Genomic DNA, 15,228 nt, shown 5'->3' with positions numbered 1-15,228 from the left:
ACTATGGCAACAGATACTACTGAAAAAGAAAGGTATTCAGATAAAGAATTAGAAGAATTCAAAGTCTTAATCTTAGATAAAATAGAAAAAGCTACCGCTCAATTAGATTTGTATAAAAGTGCTTATATGAATGATAGTAACAACGGTACAGATGATACTTCACCAACTTTTAAAGCTTTTGATGAAGGGAGTGAAACGATGAGTAAAGAATCTAACTCTCAATTGGCAATTCGTCAAGAGAAGTTTATTAGAGATCTTAAAAATGCACTTATTCGTATAGAGAATAAAACCTATGGTATTTGCCGTGTAACTGGTAAGTTAATTCAAAAAGAACGCTTAAAGTTAGTACCTCACGCAACATTAAGTATTGAGGCTAAAAATATGCAGAAGTAATATCTCTGATATTTTAAAATTTATATAAAACGCTTCTTTATTTGGAGCGTTTTTTGTTTTTATAAACGTATGGTTTCTAAAGTTTTTAGTATTGTATTTATGTTATTAGTGCAATTTCATGTAAAGGCACAAAGAGAACGTATACAAACATTTAGTGCAGGTGGAGTTAAAGAAATTATACTTCAAGCAGATGAAATTTTTAAAGTTGAAATTTCTACTGTTTCTACAAAAGAAATTAAATTATTTACCATTTCTGAAGGTGAATATTTTAATGATATTCAAATAACCGCTCAACAAACATCTAATAAACTTTATATAGCCTCTGCTTATAAAGAAATTTTAACCAGTGGTTTTGATAAGCTAAGTGCTCATAAAGTGTATGCAGTTAATTTAAAATTAATAGTGCCAGAAAATTTAAAAGTGATAATTGTCTCTAATATTGCTTCTGTATATGGCGAGGGAAAATTTAATTTTCTAGAAGCAGAATTAAATTCAGGAGATTGTGTGTTGCAAAATTACTACGGAAAAGCGTTAATTAATACTCTTCAAGGAGACGTTTTTATAAGCACTAAAAATGCTAAAGTAACCGCAGAAACCAATAACGGAAGCCTGTTTATAGACAAAAAATTAAATTTCGGCAATTTGATAGAGATAAAATCTATTAATGGAGATGTGGAAGTGAAAAAAATACAATAAAAAATGTATTTTTACCCCAAAAGCAATGAAATGTCGTTAAAGAAAGCATCTCTTTTTATCATATTAATCCTTTTAATAGATCAAATTTCTAAGGTTTACATTAAAACCCATTTTGTTTTAGGGGAAGAAATTAAAGTTTTTGATTGGTTTAGAATTTTATTTGTTGAAAATGAAGGAATGGCTTGGGGAGCAAAAATACCAGGTCAATACGGTAAATTAATTCTTACTCTTTTTAGATTAGTAGCTATATGTGGTATTGGTTATTGGTTATGGGATTCTGTAAGAAAAAAGGGATCTGTTATTTTGGTAAGTGCAGTAGCTTTAATTTTTGCAGGAGCTTTGGGTAATATTATAGACTCTGTATTATACGGAGTATTATTTAACGATAGTCACGGCCAATTAGCATCATTTTTACCAGAAGCGGGTGGTTATGGTACCATTTTTCACGGTAAGGTGGTAGATATGCTATATTTCCCGTTATGGAGTGGTTATTTGCCGGAATGGATACCTGGTTGGGGTGGTCAATATTTTACCTTTTTTGAGCCTGTTTTTAATATTGCAGATTCTGCTATTACCGTAGGAGTTGGTCTTTTAATTCTTTTTAATAAAAAAGCTTTTCCTAAAGAAGAAGAAAAAACAGAGGCTTAATTAAAATTATATACTTTTTCTGGAGTAATACAGTAATCTAACGGTATGTCATTTTCGTTAGTATCTTCTATAGATTCTACAGCTTCAAAGAAAGACAAGCCAATTTTTATCACATCTGTTTTACATTCGCTTAAAAAACGATCATAAAAACCTTTTCCGTAGCCAATTCTATTTCCTTTTAGATCAAATGCAAGTAAGGGGATAAAAACTACATCTATTTGTTTCGGTGAAATTTCAATACCGTTTACAGGCTCAGGAATTCCCCATTTATTCACTTTTAAAGGAGTAGCATCTGTAAGCAGAAAATGCTTCATCGTTAATGCTTCAAAATCACTTTTAGAGACTACTATATTTTTGTCTTTTCCGCTTAAAATATGCAGAATGTATTCTGTGTTTATTTCCTTTAATTGTTCAATAGAAAGAAATAGGTGGTAAAAAGAGTATTGCCAGATATTTAGAGCTAAAAGTTGATTGGCAATTGCAATGCTTTTTTCGTCTATATTATTTGCACTAAGTTGGTTTCTTTTAGTTTTAGAGGCTAGCCTTATTTCTTTTTTAAGCATAAATTAAGCGTCTTTTGAAATATGGAAAATAGCATCTCCTTGATAAACAATGGGAGATTGGTTAACGTTAATTATATAACCAGTATTAGAAGCTGTAACTTTATGTCTAAAACTACCATACGGATCTGTGATGGTGGCTATGTATTCTCCTTTTTCTACTTTCTTGCCAATAGGAATTTTTATATGCAGTAACCCGCTGTATTTAGCACGCATCCACAAACTATGTTCTATTAAAATAGATTCTTGGGTGGTTTTAGGGACTGTAAATTCTTTTTTCAACATACCCAAGTGGGCAAGAATGCGTTGAGTGCCTTCTACTCCATATTTAGCAATTTCTTTATTACTATCTTGTGATTTGCCGCCTTCAAAAAGTAAAATAGGTTTCTCTAATTTAGAGCAGGCTTTTCTATAAGTTTTTGAAATAGTTTTAGAGTAAACAGTAAAGGGAGCGTTAAAAATTTTAGCAAGTTCTAGCATTTTTTCATCTCCTTTTTCTACTCTAATTTGTGCGGCATTAAATCTACTAGACCCTCCTGTGTGAAAGTCTAAGCAATAATCTGCAACAGGCAGAATTTCTTCTGTAAAAACATAAGCAAATTTACTAGCTAAAGGTCCTTTTTTAGCTCCAGGAAAAACTCTGTTTAAATCTCTACCATCTGGAAATTCACGAGTCATACTTAAAAAACCAAATACATTAACTACAGGTATGCAAATAATGGTTCCTTTTTCTGGTTTGTTAATACCTCTAGAAATTAATTGCCTAACAATTTCTATCCCGTTTAGCTCATCTCCGTGAATGCCGGCGGTGATTAATACAGTTGGTCCGGGCTCTATAGCACGTTCTATAATTATAGGTACTTCAACAGTGGTAGTAGTGTAAAGTTTAGCTGTGTTAAAATTTACTTTCGCTTTTTCTCCAGGATATATTTTTTTATTTAATAAAGTAAGAACGTTATTTTCATCAATCATTCCCATAAATTAAACGTTTTTTTCAATAAACCTTATAATTGTTTTTGCAATATCTTTACCTGTAGCTTTTTCTATACCTTCTAAACCTGGTGAAGAGTTAACCTCTAAAATTAATGGTCCGCGAGTACTTTGTAATAAATCTACACCAGCAACCCCAAGTCCCATTGCTTTTGCAGCTTTTACAGCAGCAATTTCTTCTTCATCAGAAAGTTGAATAACTTCTGCAGAACCACCACGGTGTAAGTTAGATCTAAATTCACCCTCTTTACCTTGACGTTTCATTGCACCAACTACGTGACCATCTACCACAAAAGCTCTAACATCTGCCCCTTTAGCTTCTTTAATAAATTCTTGCACAATTACTCTTGCTTGTAAACCATTAAACGCCTCTATTACAGATTGTGCCGCATTATTGGTTTCGGCTAAAACAACACCAAGGCCTTGTGTACCTTCTAGTAACTTTATTACTAGAGGAGTGCCGCCTACTTGTTTTATAACTCCTTCTACATCTCTAGAGTAATTGGTAAAAACAGTTTTTGGTAAACCTATTCTTGCTCTAGAAAGTACTTGTAAGCTTCTTAACTTGTCTCTACTTCTCACTAAAGCTTCAGAGTCTATGGTGGTAAATGCACCCATCATTTCAAATTGGCGTACTACTGCTGTACCGTAAAAAGTTACAGAAGAACCAATTCTAGGGATAATAGCATCTACATTTTCTATGTAACCACCTTTATAATAAATATTAGGCTTTCTCTTTTCTATAACAATATCACACTTTAAAGGATCTATCACCTCCACCTCATGCTTGCGTTTTTTTGCAGCTTCTACAAGACGTTTAGTAGAATATAAATTTTGATTTCTAGATAAAATTTTGATGTTCATAACTTAGTGTTCTTGTAAATTGAAGGATATATCTTTTAATTGTGGATCTACAATAAATTTATTGTTTAAAAATTTTCTACCAATAAGGACGGGAAATTTCATCTCTTTTCGGTCGCTCAAAGAAAGTGATATTTTATAAACTTTTTCAAAAATTTTTATGGTAGATTTAATTTCATACCTTTTTTGAGCTATACCGTTGCTACTGCGTACTTTAATGGTGTTGTAATTTTTAAAAATAAGAGGTTTGTGGTTATAATCTGGGTGTTCTTTGTCTAAAAACCTGCAATATAAAGCTCCGTCTTTTTCGTGAATATCGTCACAATGTATAGAAGAGGTGTAAGCACCGGTATCTATTTTTATAGCAATATCTTTTAAATTAAGCTCAGGGAAATCAGCCTTATCTACTCTCCCAATTATTTTTTTTGATTTACTTGTCATATAAACAAATCTAAACAATTTTAGACGGAAGGTTTTTTAATTTTATGTAAAAACATCTAATTTTTAGTCGTTATAGTTAATTATAAGGTTATATTTTATAAGTGAAATTATTTCAGAATAAAAAGTTTTATGATTTGTGCTTAGTGAAAAACATAAATTATATTTGAATTATGGATACACCTTCTGTAGAAATTCAAATAAAAACATTGCCCAATAGCCCGGGCGTATACCAGTATTTTGATAAAAATGATAAGATTTTATACGTAGGGAAAGCAAAAAATCTTAAAAAACGGGTTTCTTCTTATTTTAATAAAAAGCATGACAGTCACCGTATTGGGGTCATGGTTAAGAAGATAAAAACCATTAAGCATATAGTGGTAAACTCAGAGACCGATGCGTTGCTATTAGAAAATAACTTAATTAAAAAATATCAGCCGCGTTTTAACGTAATGCTGAAAGATGATAAAACTTATCCTTGGATTTGTATAAAAAATGAACGTTTTCCGCGAGTATTTCCTACTAGAAGAATTGTAAAAGACGGGAGTGAGTATTTTGGTCCCTACACTAGTTTTAAAACTGTAAATACCCTACTTGATTTAATTAAAGGTCTATATAAACTTAGAACTTGTAATTATGATTTGTCTGAAGAAAAAATTCAGCAAGGTAAATATAAAGTTTGCTTAGAATATCATTTAGGTAACTGTAAAGGTCCGTGTGAAGGAAATCAATTAGAAATAGAATACAGTAAGAATATAGAACACATTCGGCAAATTGTAAAAGGTAACTTTAAAGATTCTCTGCAGCAGTTTAGGGAGCAAATGAATAGGCATGCCGAACAAATGGAGTTTGAAGAAGCCCAGCAAATAAAAGAGAAAATTGAAGTTTTAGAAAAGTACCAAAGTAAATCTACGGTAGTTAACCCTAAAATAAACAATGTAGATGTATTTAGTATTGTAAGTGATGAAGGCTACGGGTATGTTAATTTTTTGCAGTTATCTCACGGGAGTATTATTCGCTCTCATACAATAGAGATGAAGAAAAAGTTAGAAGAAACAGATAGAGAATTACTAGAACTTGCAATAACAGAAATTAGACAAAGATTTAACTCTAAAACCAGAGAAATTTATGTTCCTTTCTCTGTAGATGTAGGAGAAGATATAAAAGTTACTGTCCCTAAATTAGGTGACAAAAAAGCAATTGTAGATTTATCTTTAAGAAATGCAAAGTACTTTAGGCAAGACCGCTTTAAGCAAATGAAAATTGTAGATCCAGATAGGCATGTTAATCGCCTTATGGCGCAAATGAAAAAAGATTTACGATTAGGAGTAGAGCCAAGGCATATTGAGTGTTTTGATAATTCTAATATACAAGGAACCAACCCTGTAGCGGCCTGTGTGGTTTTTAAAAATGGTAAACCTAGTAAAAAAGATTATCGTAAATTTAATATTAAAACTGTTGAAGGGCCAGACGATTTTGCTTCGATGGAAGAAGTGGTTTTTAGAAGATATAGAAGGCTTTTAAATGAAGAAGAACCATTACCGCAATTAATTATTATAGATGGAGGTAAAGGGCAACTTTCTTCTGCAGTAAAAGCACTAGAAGATTTAAATTTACGAGGAAAAATAGCCATTATTGGTATAGCTAAAAGACTAGAAGAACTTTTTTACCCAGGAGACTCAATTCCATTATATTTAGACAAAAGATCGGAGACATTAAAAATTATTCAGCAATTACGTAATGAAGCGCACAGATTCGGGATTACATTTCACCGTAATAAAAGAAGTAATGCAGCGTTAGGTACAGAGCTAGAAAGTATACCAGGCATTGGAGAAAAAACAGCTGTAGAATTGTTGAAGCATTTTAGATCTGTAAAAAGAATTAGTACAGCCAAAAAAGAAGAGTTAATAGAAATAATAGGTAATTCTAAAGGAAGTTTAATTTATAATCATTATCATTCAAAATAACAGATGAAATTAATTTTTAGGTATATAATACTTATGTTAGGTTTTACCCAATTAGGGTGGGCGCAAGAACAACCTAAAGATTTAAAAGTAGGCTTAATTTTAAGCGGAGGTGGCGCAAAAGGTTTAGCACACATAGGCGCTTTGCAAGTGTTAGAAGAGTCTGGAGTTAGAATAGATTATATTGGGGGAACAAGTATGGGGGCAATTATTGGTTCTTTGTATGCTTCTGGCTATTCTGCTCATCAATTAGATTCTATTTTTCATGAAACAGATTTTGAGAAGTTAATTCAAGATGAATTGCCAAGAGGGGTAAAAACATTTTATGAAAAAAAAGAATCAGAGCGTTATGCGTTGACTTTGCCTTTTCAAAATTTTAAAATCAGTTTCCCATCAGGACTATCTAAAGGTCAAAATTTATACAATTTATTAGTTCAATTAACCGCTCACGTAGATCAAATAGAAGATTTTAGTAAACTGCCTATTCCGTTTTTTTGTATAGGTACAAATATAGAATCGGGGAAACAAGTAATTTTAGATCACGGTTCATTAGCAAAAGCAGTAGCAGCTAGCGGGTCTATACCTTCTATTTTTAGTCCTGTTGAAATTGATGGGCAATTAATAACAGATGGAGGGGTGACTAATAATTATCCCGTAGAAGAAATTAAAAAAAGAGGGATAGATTATGTTATAGGGGTAGATGTACAAGATAGTTTAGTAGATAGAACAAAATTAAAAACAGCCTTTGAAATACTTACTCAAATTAATAACCTTAGAACTATTAAGGATATGGAGACAAAGTATGAAAAAACAGATCTTTACATAAAACCAGATATAACAGAATTTACCATTTTATCATTTGATGAGGGAGAAGCTATTATTAAGCAAGGAGAACTTGAAGCTCAGAAATTTTTGCCAGAATTAAAAAAAATTACAAGCCAACAAAAAGGTAAATCAGTATTAAAAGAAAAAGTAGTTTTAGAAGATTCTATATATATTAATGAAATTTCTATTAAAGGTAATTCTGCTTACCCAAGAAACTATATACGAGGGAAACTTAAATTAGAAACTAATTCTAAAATTTCTTACCAAACATTAAATAAAGGAATTAATAATCTTTCTGCTACAGGTAATTTTGAAAAAATTGAATATGAATTAGTGTCTAAATCAAACGGAAAAAAAGACCTAGTCTTAAATATACATGAAAGTAACGTAAAAACTTTAATTAAAGGCTCTTTGCATTATGATGAATTATACAGGTTTGCTGCTTTGGTTAATTTAACCCAAAAAAGCTTATTCTTAAAAAACGATATTTTATCATTAGATGTTATAGTAGGAGATAATTTTAGGTATAATTTTAACTATTATATAGATAAAGGTAGTTATTGGAGTATAGGTTTAAAATCAAGATACAATCAATTTAATCAAGGTGTACCTTTTCTGTTTATAGAAGATAATTTTGATTTAGGTGATTATAATGTAAACAAAGTAGAGGTTTCTTTTTCTGATTTTACCAACCAATTTTATGCAGAAACTTTTCTAATAAAGCAATTTAAAGTAGGCTTAGGGGTAGAGCATAAATACACAAACTCTGATACAGAAACTTTTATAGAAAATGAAAATAACGAAGAATATCCTGTTACTGTTTTAGAGCAAAGTAACTTGTTTAGTACATTTGGTTATTTAGAATATGATAAATATGATAACGCTTATTTCCCTTCAAAAGGCGCTCATTTTACAGGAGATTTTCATTGGTACTTATTAGATTCTAAATCAACATTTGAGTTTGAGCCATTTTCAATATTTAGAGGTTCTGCAGGATATGCATTTTCTCCGCTAAATAAATTTTCGGTTAGATTACAGTCAGATTTAGGATTTAGATTAGGTGAAACAGATATGAATAGTCTAGACTTCTTTTTAGGAGGCTACGGAAATTACTTTGTTAATAATGTTAGACCTTTATTAGGGTATGACTTTTTGTATGTGGGAGGAGATAGTTACATAAAAGCATTAGCAGAAGTAGATTATGAGCTTTACCCAAAGCACCATTTAGTAGCAACTTATAATATTGCAAATATAAAAGACGATTTGTTTAACTCTATAGACTTTTTCTCATTGCCTAAATATACAGGTTTAGCATTGGGTTACGGTATAGAGACTTTTATAGGCCCCGTAGAAGTTAAATATTCGTATTCTCCAGAAAGAGACCAAAGTGAGTGGTTTTTTAGTTTAGGTTTTTGGTTTTAAATGTTTAGGTTTAACTACAAATACCTTCTGCTTACTATATTCTTCTTTTTAATAGAAGTAGGCATAGAGCGTTATTTTCACGGTGGTTTTATACGTAATGTTTTGGGAGATTATATTATTGTTTTTGTCATGTATTGTTTTGTAAAAACTTTTTTCTCTTTTAAAACATTGTATGTAGCAATTTTGGTATTGCTAATTTCTTATTTAGTTGAAATATGTCAGTATGTAGATGTCTTAAAACTATTAAATATTTCTAGAAATAGGTCTACAGATATTTTGGTAGGTTCTTCTTTTGATTGGAAAGATATGGCAGCATATACCGCAGCGTTTATTACTATTTTAGTAGTAGAAAAAATACTTCAGAAAAAATAAGTAATAAATTTTCTTCTGAAGTAGATTCAAGTTTACACTAATTGAGGTTGTAAATTCATTACCTCTGCAATTAATTTAAAAGATTTTAAACGCAGTTGTTTATCATAACTCATGGTGGTTATTACTAATTGGTCTACATCATAATCTGTTGCTATTTTTTCTAACTCCCACTTAACCTTATCTGGAGTTCCAGATATTATTCGGTTGCTATTTGCTTCAATACGTTGTTCTTCATAAGTATCAAACTTGTATGCTTCTACTTCTTTAAAACTCGGTCTTTTACCAAAATTTCCTTTTTCAAACTGCACTAAGGTATAATCCATATACTTACGCATGTTAGTAGCCATCTGTTCATTCTCTCCACACATAACAAAAGAAGAAAGCAAAACTTTAGGTTCTTTTAAACTTTCAGAAGGTTTAAAGTTATCGCGATATATTTTTACTACTTCAGGAGGCACGTTTCCGTTTATAAATTTAGCAACTGCTAACCCTAATCCTTTTTCAGCTGCAATTTTAGCACTACCGCCACTAGAGCTCAAAACCCATTGGTTAGGTACACTTTCTGCTTGCGGAATTGCATAAATTCTTCCGTTTTCTGTAGCTGCGGTATCTCTAAAAAAATGCTGTAAATGGTCTATTTGTTTTAGGTAATCTTCTTCTTTAAATGTGTTAGAGGGGTTTAATAGCATTGCGCTTATTCTATCTCCGCCAGGGGCACGCCCCATTCCCATTTCGATTCTACCAGGAAAAAGTGTTTCTAGCATTCTAAAATTTTCAGCCATTTTAAAAGCACTATGGTTAGGTAGCATTATTCCGCCGCTACCAATTTTTATGTGCTTAGTAGCATCTGCTAGTTTAACCATTAATATTTCTGGGGCAGAGCCTGCAATTGCTGGAGAGTTGTGATGTTCAGAAACCCAAAATCTATTATAACCTAAATCTTCAGCTAGTTTTACCGTTTCTGCAGTTTCTAAAAGCGCTTCTCTGGCATTAGAACCATATCTAATTATAGACTGGTCAAGTATCCCTATTTTTATATTTTTCATGGTCTTTCTTTTAGTAATTAATTAATCGAATAATAATGAATAACATTACAGTAAATGTGTTTATTTTTCTATAAAACAGCCATTATTAATTTATGTTGAATTTTTTAGGAATTGTAGTTTTAACATTTCAGTAAAACAAAAAAAAATTGCGATATTTGTAAAAAGCACTAAATAATTATGCCATTTTATCATAAATTAGGGAAGATCCCTCATAAGCGCCATACAATTTTTAAAAAACCAGATGGTAGCTTGTATTACGAACAACTTTTTGGAACCATTGGTTTTGATGGAATGTCATCCAACTTATATCACGAGCACAGACCAACGCAAATAAAAGATATAAAAGAAGGTTATGATGTTTCTCCAAAAATTGCTATTGAAAAAAATATAAAATCTTATAAATTTAAAGGTTTTCAGGTAGTGCCAGCTCCAGATTATTTAGAGAGTAGAAAAGCGGTACTTACCAATCAAGATTGTACCATAATTTTAGCATCTCCTCAAGAGTCTACTCAAGATTATTTTTATAAAAATGCAGATTGTGATGAGCTTATTTTTATACATAAAGGAAGCGGTAAATTAAGAACTCACTTAGGGAATTTAGATTTTAAGTACGGAGATTATTTAATGATTCCTCGTGGTACTATTTATAAGTTAGATTTTGATGATGAAAACAATCGTCTTTTTATAGTAGAGTCTCATAGACCTATTTATACGCCAAAAAGATATAGAAATCATTTTGGTCAGTTGTTAGAGCATTCACCGTTTTGTGAGCGAGATATACGCCAACCTTATGAGTTAGAGACTAACGATGAAAAAGGAGACTTTTTAATTAAAATAAAAAAAGAAGGAGCAATTTTTGATACTATTTATGCAACCCACCCTTTTGATGTGGTAGGGTATGATGGGTACAACTACCCTTATGCTTTTTCTATTCATGATTTTGAGCCAATTACCGGTAGAGTACACCAACCGCCACCAGTACATCAAACTTTTGAAACAGATGCCTTTGTAGTTTGTTCTTTCTGTCCGAGATTGTATGATTATCATCCAGAAGCTATTCCTGCTCCATATAGTCATAGTAATATAGATAGTGATGAGGTATTATATTATGTAGATGGAGATTTTATGAGTAGAAATGATATTGAGGCAGGGCATATCTCTCTTCATCCAGCAGGAATACCTCACGGTCCGCACCCAGGAGCAGTAGAAAGAAGTATTGGTAAATCTAAAACAGAAGAGTTAGCGGTTATGGTAGATACTTTTAGACCTTTAAAAGTTACAGAAGAAGGAATGAAAATAGCAGATGGTACATATTACCAATCATGGGTAGATCACGATTAAATATAAAATTTACAGTTAATAAAAATTATAAAATAAACTTAACCCCAATAAATTAAGTAATGAGTAAAGATATAAAGAACGTAGATTACGGATTAGAAAAAATTTTTGAAGGCGCAGAAGATTTTCTTCCGCTTATGGGTACAGATTACGTAGAGTTTTATGTAGGTAACGCTAAACAAGCGGCTCACTTTTATAAATCAGCTTTCGGTTTTCAGTCTTATGCGTATAAAGGTTTAGAGACAGGGAGTAGAGAAACTGTATCTTATGTGTTAAAACAAGACAAAATAAGACTAGTACTAACTACCCCTTTAAATTCAAGTAACCCAATTAATGATCATATTGTAAAGCACGGAGATGGGGTTAAAGTGGTTGCGTTATGGGTAGAAGATGCAAAAAGTGCTTGGGAAGAAACTACCGCACGTGGAGCTAAATCTTTTATGGAGCCAACTGTAGAAAAAGATGAACATGGTGAAGTAGTAAGAGCAGGAATTTATACTTATGGTGAAACGGTTCATATGTTTGTAGAACGAAAAAACTACACAGGTACCTTTCTGCCAGGTTTTGTAGAGTGGAATTCTCCATACAATCCAGAACCAGTAGGTTTAAAATACATTGATCATATGGTTGGTAACGTAGGTTGGGGAGAGATGAATACTTGGGTAAAATGGTATGAAGATGTAATGGGTTTTGTAAATTTCCTTTCTTTTGATGATAAACAAATACATACAGATTATTCAGCTTTAATGAGTAAAGTAATGAGTAATGGTAACGGAAGAATAAAATTTCCTATTAATGAACCAGCAGAAGGAATTAAAAAATCTCAAATTGAAGAATATTTAGATTTTTATGAAGGTCCGGGAGTGCAACATATAGCCGTTGCAACAGACGATATTATTTCTACCGTTGCAGCATTAAGAGAAAGAGGGATAGAGTTTTTATCAACTCCACCAGAAACTTATTACCAAGCTGTACCTAAAAGATTAGCAGACCACGACCACGAATTAAGAGAAGATATAGAAAAATTAAAGAGTCTTGGTATTATGATAGATGCCGATGAAGAAGGTTATTTATTACAAATATTTACTAAGCCTGTAGAAGATAGACCAACACTTTTCTTTGAGATAATTCAACGAATGGGAGCAAAAGGCTTTGGCGCAGGTAATTTCAAAGCCCTTTTTGAGTCTATAGAAAGAGAGCAAAGTTTGAGAGGAACATTATAATTTTAAGAAATCATTAAATTATTGTTAGCTAAAACAAGAATTTTATAATTATTTACATTGTAAATAGTTAAATGTAAAATTAAGGTTGCGTACTAGGTGTTACTGTTATACTTTTGCCCAGCATTTTTGGAGTGGTTACCAAAAATGATTTTGAGAAAGATTTTTTTTCATAAATTTAAGTTTTAGTTGGTTAATAAGGACAAGCCCTATCAAATTTTTGATAGGGCTTTTTCTTTTTGATATATTTGGAATAGTATTTGAAACCGTATGTTTTGTAATATTTATACTAACCTAACTTTACAATATGAAAAAAATCATTTTTTTTCTTTTTTTAAGCTCACTGTTAACAATACCTGCAAGGGCTCAAAAAAAGTCATACCAAGGTGGTGAGTGGTTTAAATTCAGAATTCATTACGGTTGGTTTAATGCTAGTTATGCAACTTTAGAAACAAAGAGTGAAACTTTTGAATCTAAAAAAGTTTATCACGTGATAGGTAAAGGAAAATCTACAGGTTTGTTAGATGTATTTTTTAAAGTAGATGATAATTATGAAACCTATATTGAGCAAGATACAGATTTGCCACTAAAATTTGTAAGAGATATTAATGAAGGCGGACACACAAAAAATAAAATTATTTATTTTGATCAAGCTTCAAACAAAGCAAAAGTAAAAAACCTTGAAAATAATAAAGAAGAAACATTTAGCACAAAATCTAATGTGCAAGATATGCTGTCTGTATTTTATTATTTAAGAAACAAAATAGATATAGATAATTTAAAAAAAGGAGATGAGATTTTTGTAGACTTATTTTTTGATAATGAAAACTATAAATTTAAAACTGTTTTTTTAGGTCATGAAGTTCTCAAAACTAAATTCGGAAAAATAAACTCTCTTAAGTTTAGGCCTTATGTTCAAGCAGATAGAATTTTTAAAGAAGAAGAAAGCTTAACATTTTGGGTAAGTAATGATGAAAACAAAATTCCTTTAAAAATTAAAGCAGATCTAGCTGTAGGCTCTTTAGAAGCAGATTTAGAAGCTTTTAAAGGTTTAGCTCACCCATTTAAGGTAATTGTAGATTAATTACTTGTTCATTTCAGTAATAATTTTAAAGTATTATAGTTGTATAGGTGTATTGCTTTAAATAATTTTGCCTACCCTATAAATAATAACCCTTTTGAGAAATATATATATTGTAGTAGCGCTTATTTTTTCTGTTGTTTTATACTCTTGCCAAGATGATAAAAAATCAGAAAATAAAAATAAAATTTCTAACGTAAAAAAAACACCACCTCCGGTTAAAGAGTATGGTTACGTGTTAGATAATTACCAAGTAGTAAGAGATACTATAAAATCTGGAGATAGCTTTGGTGCTATTATGGATGCTAATGGTGTAAGTCGCGGAGATGTTTTTAGAATATCAGAAAAAGTGATGGATACTTTTAATCCAGCCAAAATTATAGCAGGCAAACCATATACTATACTTAAAACAAAAGATACAAGTGCTACAGTAAAAGCTTTTATTTATGAAAATGATAGAATAAACTACACTGTAATAGATCTAAATGATACAATAAATGCCTACACCGCAAAAAAACCGGTAACTATAAAACGTAAGTTTGCTTCTGGAGTTATTACTTCTTCTCTTTCTGGAGCAATGGATAATGAAGGTTTAAGTATAGCTTTAACAGATAAAATAGCAGATATTTATAGATGGAAGATAGATTTCTTTAAAATTCAAAAAGGAGATCAGTTTAAATTAATTTATAATGAAAAATATATAAATGATACGGTTTATGCTGGAATAGAGAATATTGAAGCAGCAGTATTAACTCATTATAAAAATCCATATTTTGCTTTTGAATATGGTAATGATAGTATTAGCGGTTACGCTAAGTATTATGATGAAGAAGCTAATTCACTACAAAGTTTCTTCTTAAAAGCACCATTAAAGTTTTCTAGAATATCATCTAGATATACAAAAAGAAGATTTCATCCTGTACAAAAAAGATGGAAAGCACATAAAGGTACAGATTATGCAGCTCCCACTGGTACGCCAATTTGGTCAACGGCAGATGGTGTTGTTATAAAATCTAGCTACACAAGTGGTAATGGTAATTATGTAAAAGTAAGGCATAACGATAAATACACTACACAATACCTACACATGTCTAAAAGAAATGTAAAGGTAGGGCAGCGTGTTAAGCAAGGAGATGTAATAGGTTTTGTAGGAAGTACAGGTTTAGCTACAGGTCCTCATGTGTGTTATCGTTTCTGGGTTTATGGAGAGCAAGTAGACCCTTATAAACAAGATTTACCAAGCTCAGAACCATTAAAAGAAATATTAAAGCCTGACTATTTTGTTTTTATAGAGAAACTAAAATCAGAGCTAGATTCTATTCCATTTAAAAAGATACCTAACAAAATTCTTTAGGTTTTACAACTTTTCTGTAT

The 15,228-nt window shown here is 31.2% G+C and carries 15 protein-coding genes; 10 read left to right on the top strand and 5 right to left on the bottom strand.

Annotated features, from left to right (window positions below; all coding sequences use genetic code 11):
• The first annotated feature begins 3 nt into the window (after positions 1-3).
• From BUC03_RS05230 to BUC03_RS05220, 3 genes are all read left to right on the top strand, one after another.
• The gene (locus BUC03_RS05230) at positions 4-393 is read left to right on the top strand and encodes a TraR/DksA family transcriptional regulator (protein ID WP_073148979.1); all 390 of its coding nucleotides are present in this window, start codon (positions 4-6) and stop codon (positions 391-393) included.
• A gap of 69 nt (positions 394-462) precedes the next feature.
• On the top strand, positions 463-1,089 hold the full coding sequence (locus tag BUC03_RS05225; protein ID WP_073148977.1) for a DUF4097 family beta strand repeat-containing protein: 627 nt from the start codon (positions 463-465) through the stop codon (positions 1,087-1,089).
• Between the two features lie 30 nt (positions 1,090-1,119).
• Entirely contained in the window at positions 1,120-1,737 is a 618-nt protein-coding gene (locus BUC03_RS05220) for a lipoprotein signal peptidase (protein WP_073148975.1), read from the top strand.
• On the opposite strand, the gene BUC03_RS05215 is transcribed toward BUC03_RS05220, so the two are convergent.
• Genes BUC03_RS05215 through BUC03_RS05200 form a run of 4 tightly spaced genes read right to left on the bottom strand, consistent with a single transcriptional unit; the run spans position 1,734 to position 4,589 of the window.
• Positions 1,734-2,300 (bottom strand): 5-formyltetrahydrofolate cyclo-ligase, encoded by a 567-nt coding sequence (locus BUC03_RS05215; RefSeq protein ID WP_073148973.1) that lies wholly within the window; start codon positions 2,298-2,300, stop codon positions 1,734-1,736. The genes BUC03_RS05220 and BUC03_RS05215 overlap by 4 nt on opposite strands.
• 3 nt (positions 2,301-2,303) lie before the next feature.
• The gene (locus tag BUC03_RS05210) at positions 2,304-3,275 is read right to left on the bottom strand and encodes a succinylglutamate desuccinylase/aspartoacylase family protein (RefSeq protein ID WP_073148971.1); all 972 of its coding nucleotides are present in this window, start codon (positions 3,273-3,275) and stop codon (positions 2,304-2,306) included.
• A 3-nt stretch (positions 3,276-3,278) separates the two neighbouring features.
• A complete protein-coding gene (rimK, locus tag BUC03_RS05205) occupies positions 3,279-4,151 on the bottom strand; it encodes a 30S ribosomal protein S6--L-glutamate ligase (protein ID WP_073148968.1) in 873 nt (290 codons plus the stop codon).
• A 3-nt stretch (positions 4,152-4,154) separates the two neighbouring features.
• Positions 4,155-4,589 (bottom strand): ATP-dependent zinc protease family protein, encoded by a 435-nt coding sequence (locus BUC03_RS05200; RefSeq protein WP_073148966.1) that lies wholly within the window; start codon positions 4,587-4,589, stop codon positions 4,155-4,157.
• Between the two features lie 170 nt (positions 4,590-4,759).
• Here BUC03_RS05200 and uvrC point away from each other — a divergent pair, with 170 nt between their 5' ends.
• Genes uvrC through BUC03_RS05185 form a run of 3 tightly spaced genes read left to right on the top strand, consistent with a single transcriptional unit; the run spans position 4,760 to position 9,169 of the window.
• Positions 4,760-6,553 carry an excinuclease ABC subunit UvrC gene (uvrC, locus tag BUC03_RS05195; protein ID WP_073148964.1) on the top strand — a complete coding sequence of 598 codons (1,794 nt, stop codon included), beginning with the start codon at positions 4,760-4,762 and terminating at the stop codon, positions 6,551-6,553.
• A gap of 3 nt (positions 6,554-6,556) precedes the next feature.
• A complete protein-coding gene (locus BUC03_RS05190) occupies positions 6,557-8,797 on the top strand; it encodes a patatin-like phospholipase family protein (protein ID WP_073148962.1) in 2,241 nt (746 codons plus the stop codon).
• Positions 8,798-9,169 carry a ribosomal maturation YjgA family protein gene (locus BUC03_RS05185; protein WP_073148960.1) on the top strand — a complete coding sequence of 124 codons (372 nt, stop codon included), beginning with the start codon at positions 8,798-8,800 and terminating at the stop codon, positions 9,167-9,169.
• A 32-nt stretch (positions 9,170-9,201) separates the two neighbouring features.
• On the opposite strand, the gene BUC03_RS05180 is transcribed toward BUC03_RS05185, so the two are convergent.
• Positions 9,202-10,215, bottom strand: a complete 1,014-nt coding sequence (locus tag BUC03_RS05180) for an LLM class flavin-dependent oxidoreductase (RefSeq protein WP_073148958.1) — start codon at positions 10,213-10,215, stop codon at positions 9,202-9,204.
• Between the two features lie 177 nt (positions 10,216-10,392).
• On the opposite strand from BUC03_RS05180, the gene BUC03_RS05175 reads away from it, so the two are divergent.
• The 4 genes from BUC03_RS05175 to BUC03_RS05160 all read left to right on the top strand — a co-directional run bounded on the left by BUC03_RS05175 (position 10,393) and on the right by BUC03_RS05160 (position 15,208).
• The gene (locus BUC03_RS05175) at positions 10,393-11,556 is read left to right on the top strand and encodes a homogentisate 1,2-dioxygenase (protein ID WP_073148956.1); all 1,164 of its coding nucleotides are present in this window, start codon (positions 10,393-10,395) and stop codon (positions 11,554-11,556) included.
• A gap of 59 nt (positions 11,557-11,615) precedes the next feature.
• Positions 11,616-12,776 (top strand): 4-hydroxyphenylpyruvate dioxygenase, encoded by a 1,161-nt coding sequence (hppD, locus tag BUC03_RS05170; protein ID WP_073148954.1) that lies wholly within the window; start codon positions 11,616-11,618, stop codon positions 12,774-12,776.
• A 304-nt stretch (positions 12,777-13,080) separates the two neighbouring features.
• Positions 13,081-13,857 (top strand): DUF3108 domain-containing protein, encoded by a 777-nt coding sequence (locus tag BUC03_RS05165; protein ID WP_073148952.1) that lies wholly within the window; start codon positions 13,081-13,083, stop codon positions 13,855-13,857.
• 94 nt (positions 13,858-13,951) lie between these two features.
• Positions 13,952-15,208, top strand: coding sequence for a peptidoglycan DD-metalloendopeptidase family protein (locus BUC03_RS05160; RefSeq protein WP_073148950.1), 1,257 nt, complete (start codon positions 13,952-13,954; stop codon positions 15,206-15,208).
• The last annotated feature ends 20 nt before the right edge of the window (positions 15,209-15,228 follow it).

This window comes from Mesonia phycicola (assembly GCF_900141885.1).
In the GTDB taxonomy this organism is placed as follows: domain Bacteria; phylum Bacteroidota; class Bacteroidia; order Flavobacteriales; family Flavobacteriaceae; genus Mesonia; species Mesonia phycicola.
This window is presented reverse-complemented; position numbering and strand designations above follow the sequence as displayed.